We start from the raw sequence: 21,797 nt of genomic DNA on the forward strand, positions 1-21,797 counted from the left end.
TTATCTTAAATTTTTAATTAGTAATCTAGCATCTTTAGTTAGGCTGTAGGTAACAGATGCGAAAACTCCAATTTTATAGTAATTGCTGGTATATGATGATAAATCATTTGTACCGTTTATCTGAAATCCATCAAAACCATCTTTAAGTCTTCCGACATTCTTTACTGATGGGCCAGCAGTAATAAATATCCTTTGTTTTTTACCAAGTAAAATAGTTGGCCCTATAAAGAAATTACTAAATTGAATCTTACCATCTGTTATGTCAAGCCCCATTCCAAAGCTTCCACCATATGATAAATATCCTGATTTCCTCCAACTCATAGTGACCATTCCAACCAGAGATGGTGAAAACATATTTTTAAACGAACTTTTAATTTTATTATCTCTATCTACTTCATAAATTGGAGCATCCCAATAATGAGCAGCTGCTAATCCTAAACTGAAATCAACCCGAGTCCCACCATATAAGGCCTGCTTATAAGTAAAATCTCTGGGATTATGATAAGATTCTGGCCTAGTTTTGTCCCTTGGTTCTATTTTAATATGAAATTGGATCATATCATTTTCCGGCTGGACAGGATCAGACTTTGTAATAAAAGTTTCAGGATTGTTCAATTGAGTGGTTACCCAAAATGCTTGTGCGATTACTTTGTCAATATTAAACTTTACAAACCAATCATTAAGTGCGTCTGATTTTTCTTTTAAATATGCAGGATACGAAAGTAATTTTTCTACACCACTTTTCTCCATTATTTCTTTGAGATGATTCATAGAAATCAGTTTATAATAAGCATTTCCTAATTCTGAAAAGCTTTTTTTATATTCATCAACCTCTCCAGTACCTTTCAATAAACTATCGGAATATTTCATTATTTCTTGTGAATATTTAATGTACTTAAAAGAATCTAGATCAGGAATATTTGATATAACATCTACTTTTTTTGAAACTCTTAATAAACTGAATATTGCACGACTATCCTTAATAAAGGAATTATATTTGTTATTAAAATCATCCAAAAGAATTTCATATTCTTTAGTTTTATCATTTATAAAACCTTCATTTTGTTTTATTTCATTAGAGTTAATACTTATTTTTTCAAGTAAATCTTTCAAATTAGCAGAAAGAGAATTCAATGTTTTAGGAAAACTAATTGTATCTGTTTTTGATAAACTTTCAATATTCAATTGAACTTTTTCAGGATTTCTATTAGTAATTGGGACGCCCAATTTCCCTAATCCATCAATGGTTTCCTCAACTTTTGCTTGAAGTTTTTTATTTTCATTCTTTAATAAAATATTCTTCTGAATAGCTTTTACTCCTTTTTTATTATTCTCTTGTTCAGCAGGATTTCCTATATATTCTTTTTTAGTAACTATCTGAGTTTGGGTTGCCATATTTTTACCAGAATCCGCTTGTTCTTCCAGAAGCTTATTCTCTGCTTTTTGCAATTCTTTTCCTGTCAACATAGTCATGAATTCTTTATCAAACCAAGATTCTCCTACAATCGAATCTTTTGGAGTTATAATGATTTTATAGACAAATGGATTAATATTTTTAACTCTGAAGACTACCGGAGTGTGTACCTTAATTCTGCGAATATCCTTTAAATACTTTCCTGTTTTGAAATCATAAATAATATGTCGTGTAGAATCTATAAAGATTTTGGGATGCTTTTCTCTTATTGTATCTTTTAATTTATTGTAATCATTCTTAGGTTTATTATTACCCAAAAAGAAAACCGGATGTAGTAGCATAAGCAATAAAATAAAAATTTGATTTTTCATAGTCTTTAGTTTTGATGTAAATAAGATGACAGAAATAAGTGTGAATCAAAATTTCATCTCACTTATATATTTAATTCAAAATTATTCTCAAAAAACCTAACACAAAATCCCTCGAAAAAGGTATTTTTTAACATAATTTTTGTTAATTTTATTGAAAACTAAAAAACCATGACTGGAAAATATATAACCGGTGCAAAAAGCGCCCATCAACTTACCGATGTCTGGAACGACTATCCTGAAATTCTGCAAAACAAAAGAATACAGCTTGCCCAACCGAAAATTGAAGATTTTATAGGCGGCATGTTTGCTCCCGGAGAATTCTACTATTACACCATCGATTTTTATGACAGTACCATAAGCGGAGTACACAGGAACATCCTGAAAATACACGACTTAAAAAATACCCCAACTCATCTGAAAGAAATTATTGATTTGATTCATCCTGCAGACCTGGAATTTGTAATAGAAGCTGAAAGAATGTCTATTGAAAAAATGTACGAGATCGGCTGGGAACATCAGACCGAATTAAAATCAAGCTACTGTTTCAGGATGATCACCGGAAAAGACAATTATGAAATGTTTCATCATCAGGCCATCCATACCCACCGGGACAATGACGGGAGACTTGTTCAGGCAATCAATATCCACTCCAATGTTCAGCATCTTATCCATGAGAATCCTTATACGGTCTTGGTTTCAGGATTTGGGAGCCGGAATGATTTCCATCAGATGTTCTATAAGAAAAAGGGAAAACCCGATGCAGATTTTTCACTTACGAAAAGAGAGATACAGATTCTTACTTCTTTATCAGAAGGATTTTCCGCCAAAGAAATTGCAGATAAAGTAAATCTCTCCTATCATACGGTTACAACCCACCGGAAAAACATTTTTAGCAAGATGAATTGCAATAAAGTATCTGAAATGGTAAAAAAAGCAATAGAAGCAGGTTTGATTTAACAACAAAAAAGTCTCCCAAAATTTGGAAGACTTTTAATATTTTAATTTCAAAAAATTACTTAGCGAATTTTTTGTATTTATTCATGAATTTGTCAACTCTACCTGCTGTGTCAACCAACTTCACTTTACCAGTGTAGAAAGGGTGAGAAGTTGAGGAGATTTCCATTTTGATCAAAGGATACTCTTGTCCTTCATACTCGATGGTGTCTTTTGTTTCTGCTGTAGACTTGCAAAGAAATACTTCGTCGTTACTCATATCTTTGAAAACAACAAGTCTATAATTTTCTGGGTGGATTCCGTTTTTCATAATACAATTTTTAAAAAATTAAAGTTTGCTTTCGAAATAGTAATGGATATTTCTCTGCTAATTTTAGGGTGCAAAAATACAATATTTTTTTGAAATTGCAAATAACACATCAATAATTTTTTCTTCATAAGAAATTTGAAGTATTTTCGTTACATTTGAAATCTATTTAAACTTTATTTTCGATGAAATTCAAATTATTACTGGCTTTTTGTTTCTGGATGCTTGTTATGGCAGTCTCCTGTAATAAGGATGACATCAGCTTTGATCAACCTTCACAGGAATTAAGTTTTTCAAAAGATACCGTTTTCTGTGATACGGTGTATCATCAGGTCCGTTCAGAAACTTATGCCGTAAAAGTATATAATAATGAAGATAAAGACATTCTGATCCCGAGGATTCATCTTGAAAAAGGCGCGACTTCCTTGTATAAGATCAATGTAGACGGAAAACCGGGCTACGATTTTAAAGATGTTCCTTTAAGAAAGAAAGACAGTCTGTATATTTTCGTTGAGATTGCACCGGAAGCAAGCGGCCCCGAAGCCATAGCCGAAGACAAAATTTTGTTTCAGAGTCCGGCCGGCCAGCAGCAGGTGGTCTTATTCTCCGTTGTACAGGATGCGGAATTCTTTATTAAAACGCCTACCAATCCGAATATTCTTACTTCAACCACCAACTGGACCAGCAATAAAGCTAAGATTATTTACGGCGATCTTACGATTGATCAGAATGCGGTTTTAAATATTCAGCAGGGCACCAAAGTATATTTCCATAAAAACAGCGGGATGAAGGTACTCTCAGGGGCTACTCTGAATATTAACGGAACCCTGGCCAATAATGTTACCCTTCGCGGCGACAGGAACGACCCGGCTTACGATACCATTCCTAAAAACTGGAACTCCATCAAGATGAGCGCCGGCTCTACGCTGAACATGAATTACGCACGGTTATTCGGCGGTACGCGAGGGCTCGATCTGAAACAAACCAATGCTACGATCAATAACTCATTTATCCATACCTTCCAGGAGTATGGGATTTATTCGGTGGCTTCGACCATCAATGCAAAAAACTTGGTGATGAACAATTGTGGGGAATCTGCTGTTGCCCTTTTCAAAGGAGGAACGCATAGTTTTACCCATTGTACCATTGCCAATTATTCCGATCTGCTGCATTCTTACAACAGAAACGGTCTCTATGCCAGCAACGAATGGACCAATGAATCCGGGACGAAAGAACAGGGCGCTTTGATTCTTAATCTAAGAAACAGCATTGTGTATTCGGACCGCGATAATTCGGTGAGCTTTGAACAGACTCCGGGACAGCTGTTTAATTTCACTCTTCAGAACTGCCTGATCAAATATTCCGGCACCTCTGAAGCGGGCTTTAATTTTGACACGAGTACAAGCGTTATACAATCGATCAAAAACCAGGACCCTCTGTTTGTCAATTATTTTGCAGCAAAAATGAATATGCGGGTAAAGCAGAACTCTCCTGCCATCGGAAAAGGGAGTGCATCCGTGGCGGCGACGGTTCCTACCGATATTGCCAATGTTTCAAGAACATCCAATCCTACACTGGGCGCTTACCAGTATTTTTAAATATAATCTAAAAAGTCAATGGATTTTAATATTGTCAAAATAGGGGCTTTTATCATATTGATTGCCGTATATTTTACCGTAAGAAAGCTTTTCAAAAAATTTGCTGATTTCACCGAAAATCTTGGGAACATAAGCCACCACACAGAGGAATTGGAAATTTTGCAATCTAAAGTTACTGTTTTTGAAGAGCAGCTTAAAGATAAACCATAATGGAAATTACGACCCTGCAGAAGCAAGTAGACGAATGGATCAGGACGATCGGTGTCCGTTACTTTAACGAGCTGACCAATATGGCGATGCTTACGGAAGAAGTTGGCGAAGTGGCGCGGATTATTGCCAGACGATACGGCGAACAAAGCGAAAAGGAAAGCGATAAAACCAAGGACCTGGGAGAAGAACTGGCCGATGTCCTGTTTGTGACTTTGTGTTTGGCTAACCAGACCAGCGTTAACCTCCAGGAAGCTTTCGATAAAAAAATGAAGATCAAAACCGATCGCGACAAAGACCGCCATCAGAATAATGAGAAATTAAAATAAGGTAGGAAGATGGCTGACAGAAGTTTAGCGCAGTGCACAACTTCAAGATTGCTGCCTTCGGCCTTTCAACTCAGAAGAATAATGAAGAAGTTAGAAAAATCAAAATTACAATCCAACAAGACCATACAGATCAGCGGTTCGAAAAGCATTTCGAATCGTTTGTTGATTTTGGAAAGCCTGTTTGAAAACATAAAAATCGACAATCTTTCCAATTCGCAGGATACGCAGTTATTAAAAAAAGCCCTTTCGGAAAACACAGAAACCGTAGATATTCATCATGCGGGAACAGCCATGCGTTTCCTGACGTCCTATTATTCGATTCAGGAAGGAAAAACGACCATTCTTACGGGATCCAAACGGATGAAGGAAAGGCCGATCAAAAATCTGGTGACAGCTCTGCAAAACCTTGGGGTAGAAATCGAATACCTGGAAAATGAAGGCTTCCCACCTCTGAAAATTAAAGGCCGGAAGATCACAGAAACCCGGGTAAATGTTCCGGCGAATATTTCCAGCCAGTTCATCACCTCTCTCCTGCTCATTGCCGGAAAGCTGGAAAAAGGATTGGAGATTAATCTGGTCGGAGAAATTACCTCAAGGTCGTATATTGAAATGACGCTTGATATTTTAACGAAATTCGGTATTGAAGCCAGCTTCATTGGAAATACGATCAAAGTAGAACCGTTTACTGATCATCAGTCATCCATCATCCATTACGAAGTGGAAAGCGACTGGAGCTCAGCTTCTTATTTCTACTCATTTGCCGCGTTAGGAAGGAAGACCATTCGTCTGAAAAGCTTTTACCGGGAATCTACCCAGGGAGATTCTGCGATTGCAAAAATCTATGAGGAATTTTTCGGGATTAAAACCCTTTTTACAGACGAAGAGTATACAATCACCCTTCAGCCTGTTGAAGGTTTTACCTTTCCGGAAAAGATTATCCTGGATATGAATGACTGTCCCGATATTGCCCAAACCCTTTGCGTAACGGCAGCAGCCCTGAAGATCCCGTTTGAAATTTCAGGCCTGGGAACGTTGCGGGTAAAGGAAACCGACCGGCTACTGGCTCTATACAACGAATTACAGAAGCTGGGAACTGAAACCGAAATTACGGATTCCACCATACGATCGGTCCGCTTTGATGAGCCCCAGGAGAATATCTCGATCAAAACCTATCAGGATCACCGGATGGCGATGAGTTTTGCGCCGTTTTGCTTAGTTAAAGAACTTACTATTGAAGATGAAAATGTGGTGGAGAAGTCTTACCCGATGTTTTGGGAGGATCTTGAGAAAATCCTGATCAACAATATCACTGAAATTAATGTGAACACGAAATAGAAATCAGGTCTACAGGCTGGAAGAGGGAAGCCGGAAGCTCCTTTCGGTCAACATACTGTTCGGAGTCTTAGTATCAAATGATTTTGTTCGCTTTTTTTAAATGCAGGCTCTGTTTATCACGTTAAAATATTGATTTAAAATAAACGAAAAGGCTGCCCCAAAAATTCAGGCAGCCTTTTCCTATAAAAAATAAATCAATTTCCTATTTCTGAATGCCGTAAGCCGTAAGGATCTTATTAAAAATCTCCTTATTCTCAAAGAACCCTGTAAAATCCCCGGAATTAGGACCGTAAGCAAATACACTTGATGGAAGTGCGGTATGATCATTGGTACTGAAATTCCCGAATACCCAGCCTTCTGTAAGGCTGCCGTCAAGAAGGGTAAGCCCTCCCGTTTCATGGTCTCCAAGTACAACCACCAATGTTTCTTTATTTTCATCGGCAAATTTCATGGCTTTTCCGACTACGGAATCGAAATCCAGCAATTCGGTAACCAACTGCCCGATGTTATTGCTGTGTCCGCCGCCATCGGTCTGGGATGCTTCCACCATCATGAAGAATCCCTTTTCATTGGATTTCAGCTCGTTCAGAGTAAGATCAAAAGCATCCCCAAGCCAGTTCCCTCTCCCATCGGTAATTCTGCGGGACGCTATCGGATCAACAATTAATGTCCGGTTATTGATTTTTCCTGCTGATTTCAGATCGCGATACAGGTCAATATGGGCATCCTTAAATTTTTGTTCCGTTTCTTTTGTTAGTCCGCCGGAAGGACCTCCGATCAGGATTTTCGTTTTGGAAGCCACAAAATCTTTCAGAATCGTTTCCGAACTGTTGCGGTTATCCGAATGGGCATAAAAGTCTGCCGGTGTGGCATCGGTAACATCTCCGGTAGAAATCAGTCCGGAAACCCGTCCTTTTTCTGCAATAATATCGGGAATCTGAGCCAAAGCTTTCCCTGATGCATCAACACCTACAAATGTATTTTTCGTTTTTACGCCGGTAGCAAAAGCAGTGGATCCCGGAGCAGAATCGGTAACGTAAGCGTTGTAGGAATTTGTTTTGGATAATCCCGTCGCTTTCATGTTGAAAACGTTCAGCTTTCCTTTATTGGCTGTAAAAGCAGCATAATATTGAGGCAGTGAAGTTCCGTCCGGTATAAGAAGGATCACATTCTTTACCTTTTGATGAAGGCCGTCGGTTTTATAAGTCGGTTGATACGTTTCATACGCCACCGTGTTTTTATAAAAATTTTTCGGAATGGAATTCATGAACCTTTTAAGGTCGGGAATATGATCGGTGTTGATATAATCCACGCCTGCATCGATAAGGTTCACCCACGCATTCGTAAAATCGGGGGCTCCGTAAAAACGCATGGGTTTCTGTTGCACATGGGCTTTTTCCACTTCCTTCCTGATCTTTTCCGTTTCTTCATCTCTCGGAATACCTTTACCGCTCCATTTCACCAGATCAGTAAATGATTCACTGAACATCCCTACTCTTTTAAGCTGTTCCGCCGTGTAATTCTGGTTAAGATCCCCGTCGAAATACAGATAAGCAGGATAATTTTTAAAATCTTCAGGCTTCGGCCTTTCTCCTGTGATAACTATTTTAATTTCAGGATTCCCGGTAATTTCGGGGTACTTTTTCAAGGTATTAATCAATGCAGCCAGACTTGCCTTCTCGTCCCGTTTAATATCAATCAGCAATTGCAGCTTTTGGCTTCCTTCGGAATAAATATGCCCATTATTCAGCTTCAGCTGTCTGGAAATATTCTTCAGATAAAGGCTTTCCAGCGTTCTGTCCGGAGAAAGCTCTTTTTCGGTATGAGCCACCCACAGTTGATCTTTTACGAGAAAAACATCTGCTTCTATCGATCCGAAATGAGCATAATAGGCATTCCAGAACGGAACATCCTGCATATAATCATTATGCGAATGCGCATTGGCCACACTGTAATTCAAATAATTCTGGGCATAATTCTGAGACCAGATCCCTAGAGCCAGTGCTAATCCTATTTTAAATATCTTCATACTGTCTTTGAAAAACCGCCGATCACGAAGATCCGTGACCTGCAGTTCTTATTTTAAATTAAATTTTACCAGCCTTCATTTTGTTTGATCACTCCTTTGCTGTTGACGATTTCTACCTGCGGAACCGCCCATACATTATGCACCGAAGGATTGAAGTTCCTGGCTGCCCAAACGGTCTGACCGTTGATCCCGTGCAGCGGCTTGGCGTAATTGGCCTGCGCATCGCCCCAGCGTACAAGATCCCTGTGGCGGTCTGCCCATTCTCCGGCAAGCTCGCAACGTCTTTCATGCTTCAGGTCTGCCAGGATACATCCTGTTTTCGGTGCCAATCCTGCACGGACTCTGATTCTGTTGATTTCCTGGTCGGCATTCTGCCCCATCATCAGTAAAGCTTCTGCCCGGATTAATATCACCTCAGCATAACGCATGATCGGAACGGCAAGGTCGGTACACGGATAATCCCCATTCGCACTTACGTGGCCGCTGTTCAATGGATATTTAAAGGCATCCATATATTTATTGAACTGATATCCGGTAAGCGAGTTGGTAGAAGCATAGGTTCTCTCCGTTCCGTTAAAGGTAAATTTATCTCCCAGCTTCAGAATGGTTGCGCTCCTTCTCAGGTCTCCCGTTTCGTATTCATCATACAGTTCTTTCGTAGGCTGGAAGTATCCCCATCCGTTGTATTGTCCCCATCCTTTGTTCTCCAGCATTACGCCAGGAAGAATACTTCCTACGGAATTGAATTTTGGTGTGCTGGGTACGGACCAGATGTACTCTGAGCTGTAATTATTTTCCGCTTTAAACACATCGGCATAGTTGGTCAGAAGATTCCGGTTTCCTTTCGTCATGACTTCGTTAGCCCAGAATGCGGCATTCTGCCAATCCTTCATAAACAGGTAAACTTTTGCCAGTAAGGCCCATGCTGCCGCTTTATGCGGTCTTCCGTAATCTTTCGCAGGAAGCTGTTCCTGGTACGGAAGCAGTTCGGCTGCTTTTTTCAGGTCCTGAACGATATAGTTATAGTTTTCCATAACGTTGGCTGCCCTCGGAACCGGATCGGAATCCGGCTCTTTGGTACGGTCTACGATTGGGACTCCGGCTTTTTCGTTCCCATAATTGTAAGCCAGCTCGAAATACATTCTGCTGCTCATAAAAAAAGCTTCGCCGAGATATTTGTTCTTCACGGTTGCGGAAGCCTGGATGTTGTCAATATTGCGGATGACACGGTTTGCTACCCCGATTACCGTATATCTTTTATTCCATTGGGTTTCCAGGTCGCCGGCCGCAATATAATTGCTGCTGAAATTCTTGGCATTATCGGGTTCGCTTTTGGATCTTCCCGTCACCATATCGTCACTGGCATTAATGAACCAGAAAAGTCCTCTTCCGTAAAACTCACTGTCCGCGAGTGGCCTGTACATGGCATTTGCTCCTGTAATCAGATCATTCTCGGTCTTCCAGAAGCTAGCTTCCGTAGGCGTACCTTCCGGCTGAACGTCAAGCTCCCCTGTACATGAAAGAAGCATTACTGAGATTCCCGACACTAAAAATATTTTATTAAAAAAATTCATTGTTTTCTTTTTTGATGGTTAAAATTATAATCCTACTTCTACCCCGAAAATGAACGAACGTGCCTGCGGATATCTTCCGGTATCCACCCCGTAAGAGTTCATCCCGACTTCAGGATCAAATCCTGTATATTTGGTAATGGTAAAAAGGTTATTGGTGGTTACATACACCCTGATCTTATTTACATCCAGCTTTCTGTATAGATCTTTTGGCAGCGAATAACCGATGGTAAGGTTTTTAAGCCTCAGATAAGATCCGTCCTCCACGTAGAAATCCGAAACTTTGGAATAATTTCCGCTTGGGTCACCCTGTACCAGTCTCGGAATATTGGTATTGGTATTTTCCGGTGTCCAGGCATTCAGGATATCCCGGTCCATATTGTAATTCTGTCCTGTTCCGCCGGGATTTAAAGAGATAAATTTAAATCCGTTGAATATTTTATTTCCGTATACTCCCTGGAAGAACAGATTAAGATCGAAATTTTTCCATGTCATGTTATAAGAGAATCCGTAAGAGAATTTAGGATACGGGCTTCCGAGATTTACAAAATCACTGTTGCTGAGAACGCCTGTATTTCCATCTTTTTTCAGGAATTTAATATCTCCCGGTTTGGCATTGGGCTGGATCAGATTACCGTTGGCATCCTTGTAATTGTTAATCTCTTCCTGAGACTGGAAGATTCCTCCCGTCCGGTAGCCGTAAAACGAATATAACGGATCACCGACTTTTACCCTTGTAGGTTTTAAAACTCCTCTTACTCCGTTATCATTAATAAAGATCTCATCCACACCGGCCAGCTGTTTTACCGTATTTTTTAGCTGACTGAATACGGCTCCAACCGAGTAGGTAAAATCCTCTGTGCTTTTACCGGTGTAATTGATCCCCAACTCATATCCTTTATCCTGGAATAATCCCGCATTTACGTATTGATTGTAATAGGTGGAAGTACTTGGAAGACTGACGTTAAAGATCTGATCCTTGGAATTTTTCACAAAATAGTCGAACTGAACAGATAGGCTGTTGTGCAGGAATGAAGCATCAACACCGAAATCGGTTTGCTCTGATTTTCCCCATTTCAAATTCGGATTAGGACGCGTTGTAGTATAGTAAGCAATATTCTGAGAAGGATCCTGTCCGAAAATCACGTTATTATACCTTGTCATCAACGGGTTTACCGCCTGAGGGGAAATTCCGCCAAGATTCCCTAAAATACCATAGCTTCCCCTGAATTTCAGGTTGGAAAGCCAGCTGATATCCTTCATGAAATTTTCTTTGGATACGACCCATGCTCCGGAGAGCGCATAATAATTGGCAAAACGGTTTTGTTCTGCCACCAGTGAAGAACCATCCCGGCGTCCTAAGACACTAACAATATATCTGCCTGCATAATCATAATTGATCCTGGCCAGATAAGAGATTAGGGTCTGCTTGAACCGGTAGCTGGAAACATCTTTATTGGTATCTGCGGCGTTTTGCAGGTATTGAAAAGTAGCTGCCTCGCTTCTGAAATCGTAAGCTCTCGCCATAAAACCTTCGTCGATCGTTTTCTGGAAAGTAAATCCTCCGAGAAAATCGAAGCTATGTTTACCCGAAGAAAATTTATAGGTAAGAAGCTGCTCGGCAAGGGCCGTAGAAGAATTATTGGACTGATATTCCAAATTATTGGTATCGAATATTTTTCCGACTTCCAGCACTCTCGATGTAAAATTCTTGACATCCCCTAACCGGAAAGTCTGTGAAAAGTTGGAACGAAATTTCAGATCCTTTGCCAGCGTGATCTCTGCATACGGATTGATAAGGATTTCATGCGTAGGATTTTTTATATTGATCCTTTGCAGATAAGCCACCGGATTGATAACGTCCCCGTAACCACCGGCCACATCAACAGGTAATCCCGAATACGCTCCCGAAGGGGTATATACTGAAACATTCGGCGGATAATACATTGCGGCCACCAAAGCGCCCGTATATGCACTTCTGGTATCGGCAGAATTTCCGTCGGAGTAATTGTAATACATATTTTCCCCGATGGTAAGCCAGTCTTTCACTTTATGCTCAGAATTTACCCTGAAATTGTATCTTTTTGCCTGGGTATTCAATAAAATCCCTTCAAGACTCCGGTGGTTCATTCCCACGAAATACCTGGATTTTTCGTTTCCGCCGCTTATGTTTACATTATATTCCTGAATGGCTCCCGTACGGAAAATCTCTTTCATCCAGTCGGTTCTGGTAATTCTTCCGTCCGGATACAGGTTAGGATTAAAAGCGATCGGTAAACTATTCAGTTTTCCTGCATTCTCATAGGCTTTATACATCACATCCTGAAATTCGGCAGCGTTCAGGGCTTCTTTTATTCTCCAGGCCTGGTTCAGCCCGTACTTCACATCAAAATCAACGGAGAGTGCACCTTTCTTTCCTTTTTTAGTGGTGATCAGGATAACACCTCCGGAGGATCTTGCTCCATAAATAGCGGCAGAAGCGTCTTTAAGTACAGAAATATCCTGAATATCATTCGGATTAACAGATGGCGTACCGTTGAAAACAACACCATCCACCACATAAAGCGGCGTTTCACCATTGATTCCTCCCAGACCGCGGATATTTACTTTAGGCGTACCGTTCGGATCGCCGCCTTCGTTTACGACCGTTACACCGGCTGCTTTTCCCTGAAGTACTTCCCCGACGCCGGATAATGACCTGGACATAAGTTTATCCAGTGAAGCTTCCGTTACCGCTCCGGATACCTTGCTTTTTTTCTGGGTGCCGTAGCCTACCATGACCAATTCGTCAAGCGTTTTTCCTTTTAAGCTGTCTTTTTTCTGAGCAAAGAACAATGGTGAAGCTGTTATTGCACCAATAAGTAATACCCGTCCTGTAAAATAGTTTACTGAAACCGGGATTTTAAATACATTCATAAATCCTTGATTTAACCTGGCGCAAAATTAGCCTACCACACATCAGGACTTTATTAAGTTATTATTGTTCTTTTATGAACTAATTTTTTTATTTTTAAAAACCCTGTTTTCAGATTCGGAAGAAAAATGCTTAAATGTTTAATCCAATTTAATAAGAAATCTTTCCATTGTTAAATTTTACAATTCAAATATGCAGTATGTTAAACGTATTTTAAGTTTAAAACCCGACCATAAAAGTAGACTTATTTATTTTCTTTACTTTCGCTTCATATCCTTTAACGGATAGCAAAGAAATTTTGGTTCCATTTATTTTCTTTGAGTGGGATATAGATAATTTAAAAACTGAAGACGATAAATAGGTTTCTTTTGTCTAAAAATGAATAATTTTAGGTCCTGAAAAATCTTTAAAAGCCTTTAATCAAATAAATACTTAAATTATTCATGTCAAAAACAATCATCATCACAGGAACTTCATCGGGAATCGGCTTTGTACTGGCTGAATATTTTGGTAAGAAAGGCCATAAAGTGTACGGGCTGAGCAGAAAGCACACCGAAAGCCTGCATTTCAGATCCATTCCGACGGATGTTACAGATAACGATGCCGTACAGCACGCGGTTGCCGAAGTGTTGAAAACGGAAACCAGGATCGACGTACTGATCAACAATGCCGGAATGGGGATGGTAGGTGCCGTGGAAGATTCTTCAAAAGAGGACATCCTGAAGCTTTTCAACCTAAACCTGGTAGGTGCCGTACAGATGATGAGTGCCGTGATGCCGAAAATGCGGGAAAATCAATTCGGACAGATCATCAATGTTTCCAGTATCGGCAGCGAAATGGGATTACCGTTCCGGGGATTTTATTCGGCTTCAAAATCGGCACTGGATAAGGTAACGGAAGCGATGAGGTATGAAGTTTATCCCTGGAATATCCATGTATGCTCGCTTCACCTGGGCGACATCAAAACCAATATTGCAGAAAACCGGGTACGCACGAAAGTTTCGGAACCCTATAAAAATGTTTTCGACAAAGTATATGCATTGATGAATTCGCATGTCGGCAACGGCACAGAACCACTGGAAGTAGCTGAATATGTAGATCAGCTTCTTGCTAAAAACAAATGGAAAGCACATTATTACTTTGGAAAATTCGGGCAGAAAATCGGGGTTCCATTAAAATGGATCCTGCCACAGGGAACATATGAGAATTTGATGAAGAAATATAATAAATTAGCTTAGTTTGAGTTATTAAAACACATTTATTTTAAAAATTAACAGATCCTGAACCGTAAAGATTGATTTCAGAAGTCGAGAAAGATTTCTTTTAATAAGATCATGACTTTAATGATTTAGAAAAATCAGAATTGAAAGTATTCCTGAAAATATTTTTTGTCCTCTCTTGCATCTTCATCCAGGCGCAGAAGAAGCCTTATTTCCTGATCGATTCGGAAACGAAAGTCAAAAAGAAGGTAAAGGATTCCGCTTCGGCCGTGAAATTCCTTGATTCGCTGGCACAGACCAATTATTTTTTTACCCAGCTGAAAGAAGTGCGTAAAAAAGGAGACAGTACGGAAATTATTTATGATAAAGGAAAGAACTTTAACCAGACCTACGTCAGCCTTTCGGATTCTATCGTACAGAAAACAAAGATCCGGAAAGAATTTTTCACGAAAAATTTAGATTCTACCAAAAAAAGCATCAATAAAGCCTACATCAATGACGGTTTCGCCTTCAGCAGGATCAAATCCAAATATAAAGGCCAGAAAAACGGTTATCCGATTGTAGAGCTGGACATTAATAAAAACAACAAAAGAACAATTGACGGCTTTGTCGTAAAAGGTTATACCAGCGTTCCGAAGAGATTCATCAAAAACCTGAAAAAGGAATTCAAAGGAAAGACGTACGATGACAAAAACCTGATTGCGATCAATAAAAGCTTTCAGAGCCACCAGTTTGTCAGCCTGGAACGTCCTCCGCAAACCCTGTTTACCAAAGATTCCACGAGCATCTATCTTTTCATGGAGAAGAAAAAAACAAACAGCTTCGACGGGGTGATCGGCTTCGGAAACGACAAAACCGACAAATTTACGTTAAACGGTACCCTGAACGTAAACTTCAGAAACATTTTCAACGGCTTTGAAACGGTAAACCTTTACTGGCAGCGGAATCCCGATAAAGGTCAGACATTCGACCTGCAGACGGATATCCCCTATCTTTTCAAATCCAATGTCGGCCTGAACATGAAGGTGAATATTTTCCGCCAGGATTCTACCTTTGCCAATGTAAAAGCACTTCCTGCTTTTTATTACCATATCAATTCACGCAATAAGATCGGTCTGAGAGGCACTTTTGAAAGTTCCAGCATTATCGATACGCTGTATGTACAGGGGAAAGATTATAATAAAAAGGGAATAGGAATATGGTTTGAAATGGTAGAACCTACGGATATCGACCTTTTTCTTTACAAAACGAAAATCAACGGCGGTTACGATTATCTGACGACTACCTATACCAAAGACAATATAACAGCTCCACAGAATCAGTTTTACTTTTTTGGGGAACACAATTACCACATCAACGGCAATCATTTCCTGAACATTAAGGCAGAAGGAGCGATGATGGATTCGAAAATCGATTTTTCGGCGAATGAACTCTACCGCTTCGGCGGCTGGAACTCGATGCGGGGCTTCAATGAAAATTCCCTTGCTGCTGATTTCTATTATTATGGCAGTCTGGAATACCGGTATCTCATTGGCAGCCAGGCTTTCTTCGATGTGTTCGGGCAGTACGGACAGCTCAACAATAAATCCTTAAATGTTAAGCCTAAGCTTTACAGTGTCGGTCTCGGATTCAATTTCTTTATTCCGATCGGGCTGATGAGTTTCCAGCTTTCGAATGGAAACGAGTTCGGGAACCCTTTTAAATTCAATGATATCAAAATCCACTGGGGAATTTTGAGCCGGTTTTAACGGAACGGAGATGCCCCTGCTTCTTATTACTTTTTATTGCTAAAAATAACAGGTAAAAACCCAAAAAATCCGATTTTATTTCTATATAATGGTAGTCGAGTCAATTAAAAGAATATTTTAAAATCTTACACCATGTTGTGAAAAATATTTAATCAAGTGATTTAAGTCATAAATTCATGATCCGGTTTAGTATTAATATTAATAAAATTTAAGGCCTGTCTATGTCCCTAATTAATTGATAACGAAACATTCATGAAAATTAAATGTTAAAAAATTTTTATGGAATGCTAAATTTTACTAATTTCATATGACTAAATATTTCACCATGAAAAGATTTAAATTCACTTTAGCTTTGTCTTTTGCTGCGTTTACCATTTCTACAGGTCTTAACGCACAAGACACCAACACAGATAATCATACGATTACCATTTCAGTCCCGGAAGTCGCGCTGGTAGACATCGAACCGGCTGCCACTAAAAACATTACCCTGGGGTTCACAGCACCCACGGAAGCCGGTAACCCGATAGTGGCAAATGCAGCCAACAATACCCTCTGGCTCAATTACTCCTCCATTAAATCTGTTGCCGACCCTACCCGTAATGTCTCCGTAAAATTAAATGCCGTTATTCCGGGAATCGATATCCGTGTAACGGCAGCAGCAGCCACCGGTGCAGGAGGCGGGACCTTAGGAACTCCGGCCGCCCAGCTTACTTTAAGTGCTGCAGACCAAACCATTATTTCAGGGATCGGAAGTGCCTACACGGGAAATGGCGCCAATAACGGACATAATCTTACCTACTCTCTGGCGCCCGGAAGCGGTCCCGGCGGTGTTGCCGTGTATGCCGATCTTCAGGCTACTGCAACTACAGTTGCTACCGTTACTTATACCATTTCAGACAACTAATCATTCCACGATTTCAGGATGAAATTCGGAAGAAGCATACGAATGCCTCTTTCAAAACTTGTACTGACTACCATTTAAACCCAAACTTTACATGAATATGATAAAGCATATATTGCTATTTCTGATTTTCTTTTTTCAGTTTTGTTTTTTACGGGCAGGAATTGTCGTTCTCAACGGGCTTTCCCATACCCACAAAGTGGAAAACGGAAAAGTATACCGAGGGAAAGTAGCCCTAGAAAACAACGGTAAACAGCCTCAGAATGTAAAGCTTTTCCTTCAGGATGTAAGTTATCAGGCTGACGGTACCATTCAGTATTCGGTTCCGGAAAGTAATATCAGGACAAATGCCGGCTGGATCAGGATAAATACAAATCTCATAAATCTTAAAGCGAAAGAAAAAACGGAGATCTTTTACGAAATTACCATTCCTGATAAAGTTTTTGCCCCCGGAAGCTATTGGAGTGTCATTATGGTAGAACCTGTAGAAGATATCAAGCCGGACGAGAATATACAGGGCGTGAGCATTACCTCGGTAATACGGTATGCAGTTCAGATAATCACAGATCTGGAAACTGAAAAGGCAAAACCGGAACTTAAATTTGAGGGGGTGAAAATGGACAAAGAAAATGGAAAAACATTTCTGAAGATAGCCGTTGCCAATAAAGGAAATCTCTACTGTAAACCAACGGTAACCGTTGAAATTTATAATAAAACCAGCGGACAAAAAGCAGGAACATTTTCCAGCCAAGCCATGGGCCTATTGCCGCAGACTTCAAAATTATTCCTTCTGAATCTCGAAAAAACACCCGCATCAAAGTACAATGCTGTTCTCATTGCTACCGATGAAGACGAAAATGTATTCGCCATTAATGTGGAACTGGAAGTAAAGGATGATTAAAAACTGTATAATATATCTATTTGTATTTTTTCCCGTAATCATCTTTTCACAAAAAAAAGATTCTGTCGATAAGAAAGATGATCTGCAACCGGGAACAACTACTTCCATTTCATTTACCATAGAAAATGCGGATCCCGAAAATAAAGTTTATGATCTGCAGGTGGGTACCTCAAGCCCGTTCATCGTTCCGGTAATTACAAGCGGATCCTTAGAAATTACGGGTTCTGGAAAGAATGTTTATATCACTCCGTTAAAAATAGCTTCCGAAACACCCCAGGGCCGTTACTCGGTAATTTTAAAAGGTACGGAAAAAACTACCGGTGAAAAGTTTCTCCGGCATACTCAGTTTACGGTTTCCAGTAAAAGACAAATCGTATTAATTGCTTTGAGTACTCCCGAATTTGTAAAAGCCGGTGAAACCATATCATCTACTTTTCTTTTAAAAAATAACGGAAATGTAACTGAAAATCTTGTCCTAGAAAGTAAAAACGCCGTTATCGACCGGAGTACGACTTTGATTTTACAGGGAGGAGAAGAAAAAATAATCACCGTAATGAAGAATACCCATAAGGATCTCGGTAAAAATGAGTTCCAGAATGTAAATCTTTCGGTATACAATGCAAACAATCCAAAAGAGATTTACAACGCATACAGCAGCATCAAGGTTATTGCCGTGAATCCTGTGGAGGATGATATTTTCCATCGGTTGCCTGTAGCTGCTTCAGTGTCTTTTATCAGCATGCAGAACCGCGGGGAATACCGTGACGGTTTTCAGGGTGAAATATATAGCAGGGGAAGTATTGATAAAGAACACAAACATCTTCTGGAATTTCGTGCCGTGACTAAAAATCCCACAGAATTCAATTCCTTTACTCCTTATGAAGAATATTTCGTGAATTATAAACAGAATAACTTCTTTGTGCATCTCGGAGATAAAAATTATTCATCTTCATTTTTAACGGAGTATGCCAGGTATGGACGTGGAGCAGAAATCCGGATGGACACTAAAAAAGTCAGCATCGGCGGATTCTATAATCATCCACGGTTTTTCAGGGATATCAAAGATGAATTCAATGTTTATTCAAAATATAAAATTGCTAAGGAATCCGAAATAACTGCCGGTTACCTGTACAAGATTCCGAGGCGAGAAAATACAGGGGTAAGTTTTTCAACCTTCAGGTTAGATTCAGATGCGCACCTGCCGTATGTTATGGGAAAATTTAAACTTACTAAAAATATAGAAGTTTCCGGGGAAGTTTCTTACAGCAAAACCGATAAGACGACTGGAAATGCTATGATGGCTCAGACGATTTTTAATTTCAGTAAAATCAGCGGTAATATGATGTATATGCGAACCAGCCCGGAATATGCAGGATATTTTAATAATACGGATACTTTTAACGGAAATCTACAATATCAGGTTTTTAAGAAAATCAGTATCATGGTCAATTACGTCCAGGATGCCAAAAACTTTCAGCGGGATACTTTATTTCTGGCTGCACCTTACCGGAAATACCTTCAGTACGGAATACAGTACCGGTATTCAAAAAAGGGTTCGCTTATACTGTACAATGGATTCCAGCGGTACGAAGACCGTCTGATGCCCAAGGAGTTTGATTATAAAGAACAATTTTTCAGGCTGAGCCTCGATCAGCAATTGGGAATTTTCCAGGTCAACCTGCAGGGCCAGTTCGGCAAAACGGATAATTATCTTCTGGGATTTTCCGGAAATTCCGGTTTTTATACAGTAAATATCAGTTTCGAGAAATTGAGAACGTCATTTAATCTGTATGGAAGCTATGCCGTTACTTCGCGTTATCAGATGCCGAACCAAAAACAGATTTACTACGGAGCAAGAATATTGAGCCGTTTTTCGGATAAAACCAATTTCAGCATTTTCTATCAGAACAATTATATGCCTGAAGAATATTTTGCAGACCGGAATCTTTTTGAACTTCTTTTTCATCAGCAGATTTTTCCCGGCCATGAATTTGATCTTTCAGGAAGATATACCTTGCAGCGGGGTGAATTGGGAAACAAAGATTTTATTTTTTCCATGCGCTATACGCTGCGTTTAAATGTACCCACTCAGAAAAAAGCAGAATATACCAGCCTCCATGGAAATATCAGCAATTTAGGTGTTAAAAAAGTGGAAGGCATCCGGCTTATGCTGGGAAACCATTTATCGGTAACAGATCAGCATGGAAATTTCGTCTTTAAGAATGTGGTTCCCGGTGAGTATGTCTTAGAAATTGACAGATCTACAACAAATATTAATGATATTGCCAGTGTTAATATTCCGGCTTCAATTCATTTAACCGATAAAGAGAATACTTTCAACTTCGGACTAACTGAAGCAGCAATAATTCACGGAACCATCGATTATTCTGAAACAGGTCATTCAGGCTTTATCCGTCTTCCGGTTGAAAAAAAGAAAAAAGAGAACCTTATTGTGGAAATATCAGATGGAGAACACACTTACCGGAAAATGGCAGTTTTGGGAGAAACATTTGATTTTACGTATCTGCGGCCCGGCGAATGGAAAGTAAAAATTTACCGCAATGGGCTTGATAAAAAGTATAAAATTCCTATTGAGCAGTTTGAGCTTCATCTTAAACCATCGGAAATTAGAAAAATTACGTTCAATGTGATAAAACAACAGAACGACGTGAAGTATCAACAGGAGTCCATCCGGGTAAGTTATAATGAAAACAAAAAACAGCAATAAGCATGATAAAATTTATATTTCTTATCAGTTTATTCCTTTCCTGCAGTTTATTTTCGCAGACAACTGGGAGCAGAACGGTTACCGTAACCTTACCGGTCGTAACATTGATGGACGTAGAACCCGCAGGGACAATTACCTTCAATTATACAGCCCCTACCGAAGCGGGAAATGCCTTAGTTCTTCCCACCTCAAATATAACAAAATGGATCAATTACACCTCTGCCATTACAACTGCAGGTGTTACAAGGAGAATTACAGCCTCCATCAGCCAGATTATCCCGGGAACCGATATCAGAATTCAGGCAGCTGCCGCTTCCGGATCCGGTGGTGGAACTTTGGGGATCTCTTCCGGGCAGATTATATTAACAACTACGGCACAAACCATTATCAGCGGCATAGGCGGAGCATTTACAGGAAACGGAGCAAATAACGGCCATCAGCTGACAATTTCTCTGGCTACAAATTCATATACCAATCTGGCAGCGAGATCCAATACCCCTATCGTGATAACCTATACCATAACCGAATAATCAAAATGAAATTTCTCCAAATACATGTAAAGCAATATATAATGCTTACTCTTTTACTGATATTTCCAACATTGAAATCACAAAGAACCTTAACGGTTAGCGGAACGAACTGGACTGTAAATATTCCTTCTATTACAGAAGCCGGAACCAACTATATCGGAACCTATGAAAGTGCTCCCGATGAGATCCTGCTGAATGCGACGGTTCCTCTACTTTTAGCAAGTGGAAAGGTATCGATGCATTACGAAGTGAATCCCATCTGGAATTCCAGCCTTATCTTAAATGCCCGAAGAACAGGTAACGGAACAACATCGTGCTTGGCCTGTAATATTACCGGTGGAACAACATATACAAATGTTCCCTTAAATACCGATATTGAATTATTCAGAATCACAGCCGTTGTTGCACTGGCTTCCTATAGCAACATTCCGATACAGTTGCAACTGACGGGTGTCTCGGTAACCATTCCCGTTGCCACATACAGCAGTCGTATTGTTTTTACGATAAGTGCACTATAAATATGAGCAATGAGTAAAATTACGGTTCTCTTACTTATGTTTAAACTGTTAACTAGTAAGAATCGGAGTCAATATAGGATTGATTATCCTGGGGAAAAAATGGACAATGGGTAACAGGCCACCCCTTACGGGGTTTAATAAAACAAATGATTATAAGCTATTAACAGGTAGCTCCTGTGGAACCTTCAGCCTTGCCCTGGTTTCCTGCTTCTCGAAGGTATC

Annotated in this window: 17 protein-coding genes; 12 read left to right on the forward strand and 5 right to left on the reverse strand. The window is 39.8% G+C overall.

The window, feature by feature from the left end; genetic code table 11:
* Positions 1-1,785, reverse strand: a complete 1,785-nt coding sequence (locus ACED20_RS12290) for a hypothetical protein (protein ID WP_294236464.1) — start codon at positions 1,783-1,785, stop codon at positions 1-3.
* 168 nt (positions 1,786-1,953) lie between these two features.
* Between ACED20_RS12290 and ACED20_RS12295 the strand changes: the two genes are divergently transcribed.
* Positions 1,954-2,742 carry a response regulator transcription factor gene (locus ACED20_RS12295; RefSeq protein ID WP_294236466.1) on the forward strand — a complete coding sequence of 263 codons (789 nt, stop codon included), beginning with the start codon at positions 1,954-1,956 and terminating at the stop codon, positions 2,740-2,742.
* A 55-nt stretch (positions 2,743-2,797) separates the two neighbouring features.
* On the opposite strand, the gene ACED20_RS12300 is transcribed toward ACED20_RS12295, so the two are convergent.
* Entirely contained in the window at positions 2,798-3,049 is a 252-nt protein-coding gene (locus ACED20_RS12300; RefSeq protein ID WP_002976190.1) for a type B 50S ribosomal protein L31, read from the reverse strand.
* A 182-nt stretch (positions 3,050-3,231) separates the two neighbouring features.
* On the opposite strand from ACED20_RS12300, the gene ACED20_RS12305 reads away from it, so the two are divergent.
* The 4 genes from ACED20_RS12305 to ACED20_RS12320 all read left to right on the forward strand — a co-directional run bounded on the left by ACED20_RS12305 (position 3,232) and on the right by ACED20_RS12320 (position 6,515).
* On the forward strand, positions 3,232-4,644 hold the full coding sequence (locus ACED20_RS12305; protein ID WP_294224223.1) for a hypothetical protein: 1,413 nt from the start codon (positions 3,232-3,234) through the stop codon (positions 4,642-4,644).
* Between the two features lie 18 nt (positions 4,645-4,662).
* The gene (locus ACED20_RS12310; RefSeq protein ID WP_294228773.1) at positions 4,663-4,854 is read left to right on the forward strand and encodes a hypothetical protein; all 192 of its coding nucleotides are present in this window, start codon (positions 4,663-4,665) and stop codon (positions 4,852-4,854) included.
* Complete coding sequence (locus tag ACED20_RS12315) at positions 4,854-5,180, forward strand: nucleotide pyrophosphohydrolase (protein ID WP_378104831.1); 327 nt, start codon at positions 4,854-4,856, stop codon at positions 5,178-5,180. Before ACED20_RS12310 ends, ACED20_RS12315 begins: the two co-directional genes overlap by 1 nt.
* Before the next feature lie 81 nt (positions 5,181-5,261).
* On the forward strand, positions 5,262-6,515 hold the full coding sequence (locus ACED20_RS12320) for a 3-phosphoshikimate 1-carboxyvinyltransferase (protein ID WP_378104834.1): 1,254 nt from the start codon (positions 5,262-5,264) through the stop codon (positions 6,513-6,515).
* Positions 6,516-6,717: 202 nt separating this feature from the next.
* Here the strand turns inward: ACED20_RS12320 and ACED20_RS12325 are convergent, their stop codons facing one another.
* The 3 genes from ACED20_RS12325 to ACED20_RS12335 all read right to left on the reverse strand — a co-directional run bounded on the left by ACED20_RS12325 (position 6,718) and on the right by ACED20_RS12335 (position 13,031).
* Positions 6,718-8,544: an alkaline phosphatase gene (locus ACED20_RS12325; RefSeq protein ID WP_378104836.1), complete on the reverse strand. Its 1,827-nt coding sequence runs from the start codon at positions 8,542-8,544 to the stop codon at positions 6,718-6,720.
* A 65-nt stretch (positions 8,545-8,609) separates the two neighbouring features.
* A complete protein-coding gene (locus ACED20_RS12330; protein WP_294199133.1) occupies positions 8,610-10,118 on the reverse strand; it encodes a RagB/SusD family nutrient uptake outer membrane protein in 1,509 nt (502 codons plus the stop codon).
* Between the two features lie 24 nt (positions 10,119-10,142).
* Positions 10,143-13,031 carry a SusC/RagA family TonB-linked outer membrane protein gene (locus ACED20_RS12335; RefSeq protein WP_378104838.1) on the reverse strand — a complete coding sequence of 963 codons (2,889 nt, stop codon included), beginning with the start codon at positions 13,029-13,031 and terminating at the stop codon, positions 10,143-10,145.
* A 441-nt stretch (positions 13,032-13,472) separates the two neighbouring features.
* On the opposite strand from ACED20_RS12335, the gene ACED20_RS12340 reads away from it, so the two are divergent.
* The 7 genes from ACED20_RS12340 (at position 13,473) to ACED20_RS12370 (ending at position 21,575) form a co-directional block, all read left to right on the forward strand.
* Positions 13,473-14,267 carry an SDR family oxidoreductase gene (locus tag ACED20_RS12340; RefSeq protein WP_294199135.1) on the forward strand — a complete coding sequence of 265 codons (795 nt, stop codon included), beginning with the start codon at positions 13,473-13,475 and terminating at the stop codon, positions 14,265-14,267.
* 125 nt (positions 14,268-14,392) lie between these two features.
* Positions 14,393-15,997: a hypothetical protein gene (locus tag ACED20_RS12345; RefSeq protein ID WP_294199136.1), complete on the forward strand. Its 1,605-nt coding sequence runs from the start codon at positions 14,393-14,395 to the stop codon at positions 15,995-15,997.
* A 325-nt stretch (positions 15,998-16,322) separates the two neighbouring features.
* Positions 16,323-16,901, forward strand: coding sequence for a hypothetical protein (locus ACED20_RS12350; protein WP_294199137.1), 579 nt, complete (start codon positions 16,323-16,325; stop codon positions 16,899-16,901).
* A gap of 97 nt (positions 16,902-16,998) precedes the next feature.
* The gene (locus ACED20_RS12355; protein WP_294199138.1) at positions 16,999-17,799 is read left to right on the forward strand and encodes a WxL protein host-binding domain-containing protein; all 801 of its coding nucleotides are present in this window, start codon (positions 16,999-17,001) and stop codon (positions 17,797-17,799) included.
* A complete protein-coding gene (locus tag ACED20_RS12360; protein ID WP_294199139.1) occupies positions 17,792-20,527 on the forward strand; it encodes a hypothetical protein in 2,736 nt (911 codons plus the stop codon). Before ACED20_RS12355 ends, ACED20_RS12360 begins: the two co-directional genes overlap by 8 nt.
* A gap of 2 nt (positions 20,528-20,529) precedes the next feature.
* Positions 20,530-21,057: a hypothetical protein gene (locus tag ACED20_RS12365; protein WP_294199140.1), complete on the forward strand. Its 528-nt coding sequence runs from the start codon at positions 20,530-20,532 to the stop codon at positions 21,055-21,057.
* Between the two features lie 41 nt (positions 21,058-21,098).
* Positions 21,099-21,575 (forward strand): hypothetical protein, encoded by a 477-nt coding sequence (locus ACED20_RS12370; protein ID WP_378104845.1) that lies wholly within the window; start codon positions 21,099-21,101, stop codon positions 21,573-21,575.
* Positions 21,576-21,797 lie beyond the last annotated feature (222 nt).

This window comes from Chryseobacterium sp. sg2396 (genome assembly GCF_042610505.1).
Lineage (GTDB): Bacteria > Bacteroidota > Bacteroidia > Flavobacteriales > Weeksellaceae > Chryseobacterium.

Coding starts and splice junctions, on each gene's coding strand:
- ACED20_RS12290 (WP_294236464.1), bottom strand. CDS start 1,785: ATGAAAAATCAAATTTTTATTTTATTGCTTATGCTACTACATCCGGTT.
- ACED20_RS12295 (WP_294236466.1), top strand. CDS start 1,954: ATGACTGGAAAATATATAACCGGTGCAAAAAGCGCCCATCAACTTACC.
- ACED20_RS12300 (WP_002976190.1), bottom strand. CDS start 3,049: ATGAAAAACGGAATCCACCCAGAAAATTATAGACTTGTTGTTTTCAAA.
- ACED20_RS12305 (WP_294224223.1), top strand. CDS start 3,232: ATGAAATTCAAATTATTACTGGCTTTTTGTTTCTGGATGCTTGTTATG.
- ACED20_RS12310 (WP_294228773.1), top strand. CDS start 4,663: ATGGATTTTAATATTGTCAAAATAGGGGCTTTTATCATATTGATTGCC.
- ACED20_RS12315 (WP_378104831.1), top strand. CDS start 4,854: ATGGAAATTACGACCCTGCAGAAGCAAGTAGACGAATGGATCAGGACG.
- ACED20_RS12320 (WP_378104834.1), top strand. CDS start 5,262: ATGAAGAAGTTAGAAAAATCAAAATTACAATCCAACAAGACCATACAG.
- ACED20_RS12325 (WP_378104836.1), bottom strand. CDS start 8,544: ATGAAGATATTTAAAATAGGATTAGCACTGGCTCTAGGGATCTGGTCT.
- ACED20_RS12330 (WP_294199133.1), bottom strand. CDS start 10,118: ATGAATTTTTTTAATAAAATATTTTTAGTGTCGGGAATCTCAGTAATG.
- ACED20_RS12335 (WP_378104838.1), bottom strand. CDS start 13,031: ATGAATGTATTTAAAATCCCGGTTTCAGTAAACTATTTTACAGGACGG.
- ACED20_RS12340 (WP_294199135.1), top strand. CDS start 13,473: ATGTCAAAAACAATCATCATCACAGGAACTTCATCGGGAATCGGCTTT.
- ACED20_RS12350 (WP_294199137.1), top strand. CDS start 16,323: ATGAAAAGATTTAAATTCACTTTAGCTTTGTCTTTTGCTGCGTTTACC.
- ACED20_RS12355 (WP_294199138.1), top strand. CDS start 16,999: ATGATAAAGCATATATTGCTATTTCTGATTTTCTTTTTTCAGTTTTGT.
- ACED20_RS12360 (WP_294199139.1), top strand. CDS start 17,792: ATGATTAAAAACTGTATAATATATCTATTTGTATTTTTTCCCGTAATC.
- ACED20_RS12365 (WP_294199140.1), top strand. CDS start 20,530: ATGATAAAATTTATATTTCTTATCAGTTTATTCCTTTCCTGCAGTTTA.
- ACED20_RS12370 (WP_378104845.1), top strand. CDS start 21,099: ATGCTTACTCTTTTACTGATATTTCCAACATTGAAATCACAAAGAACC.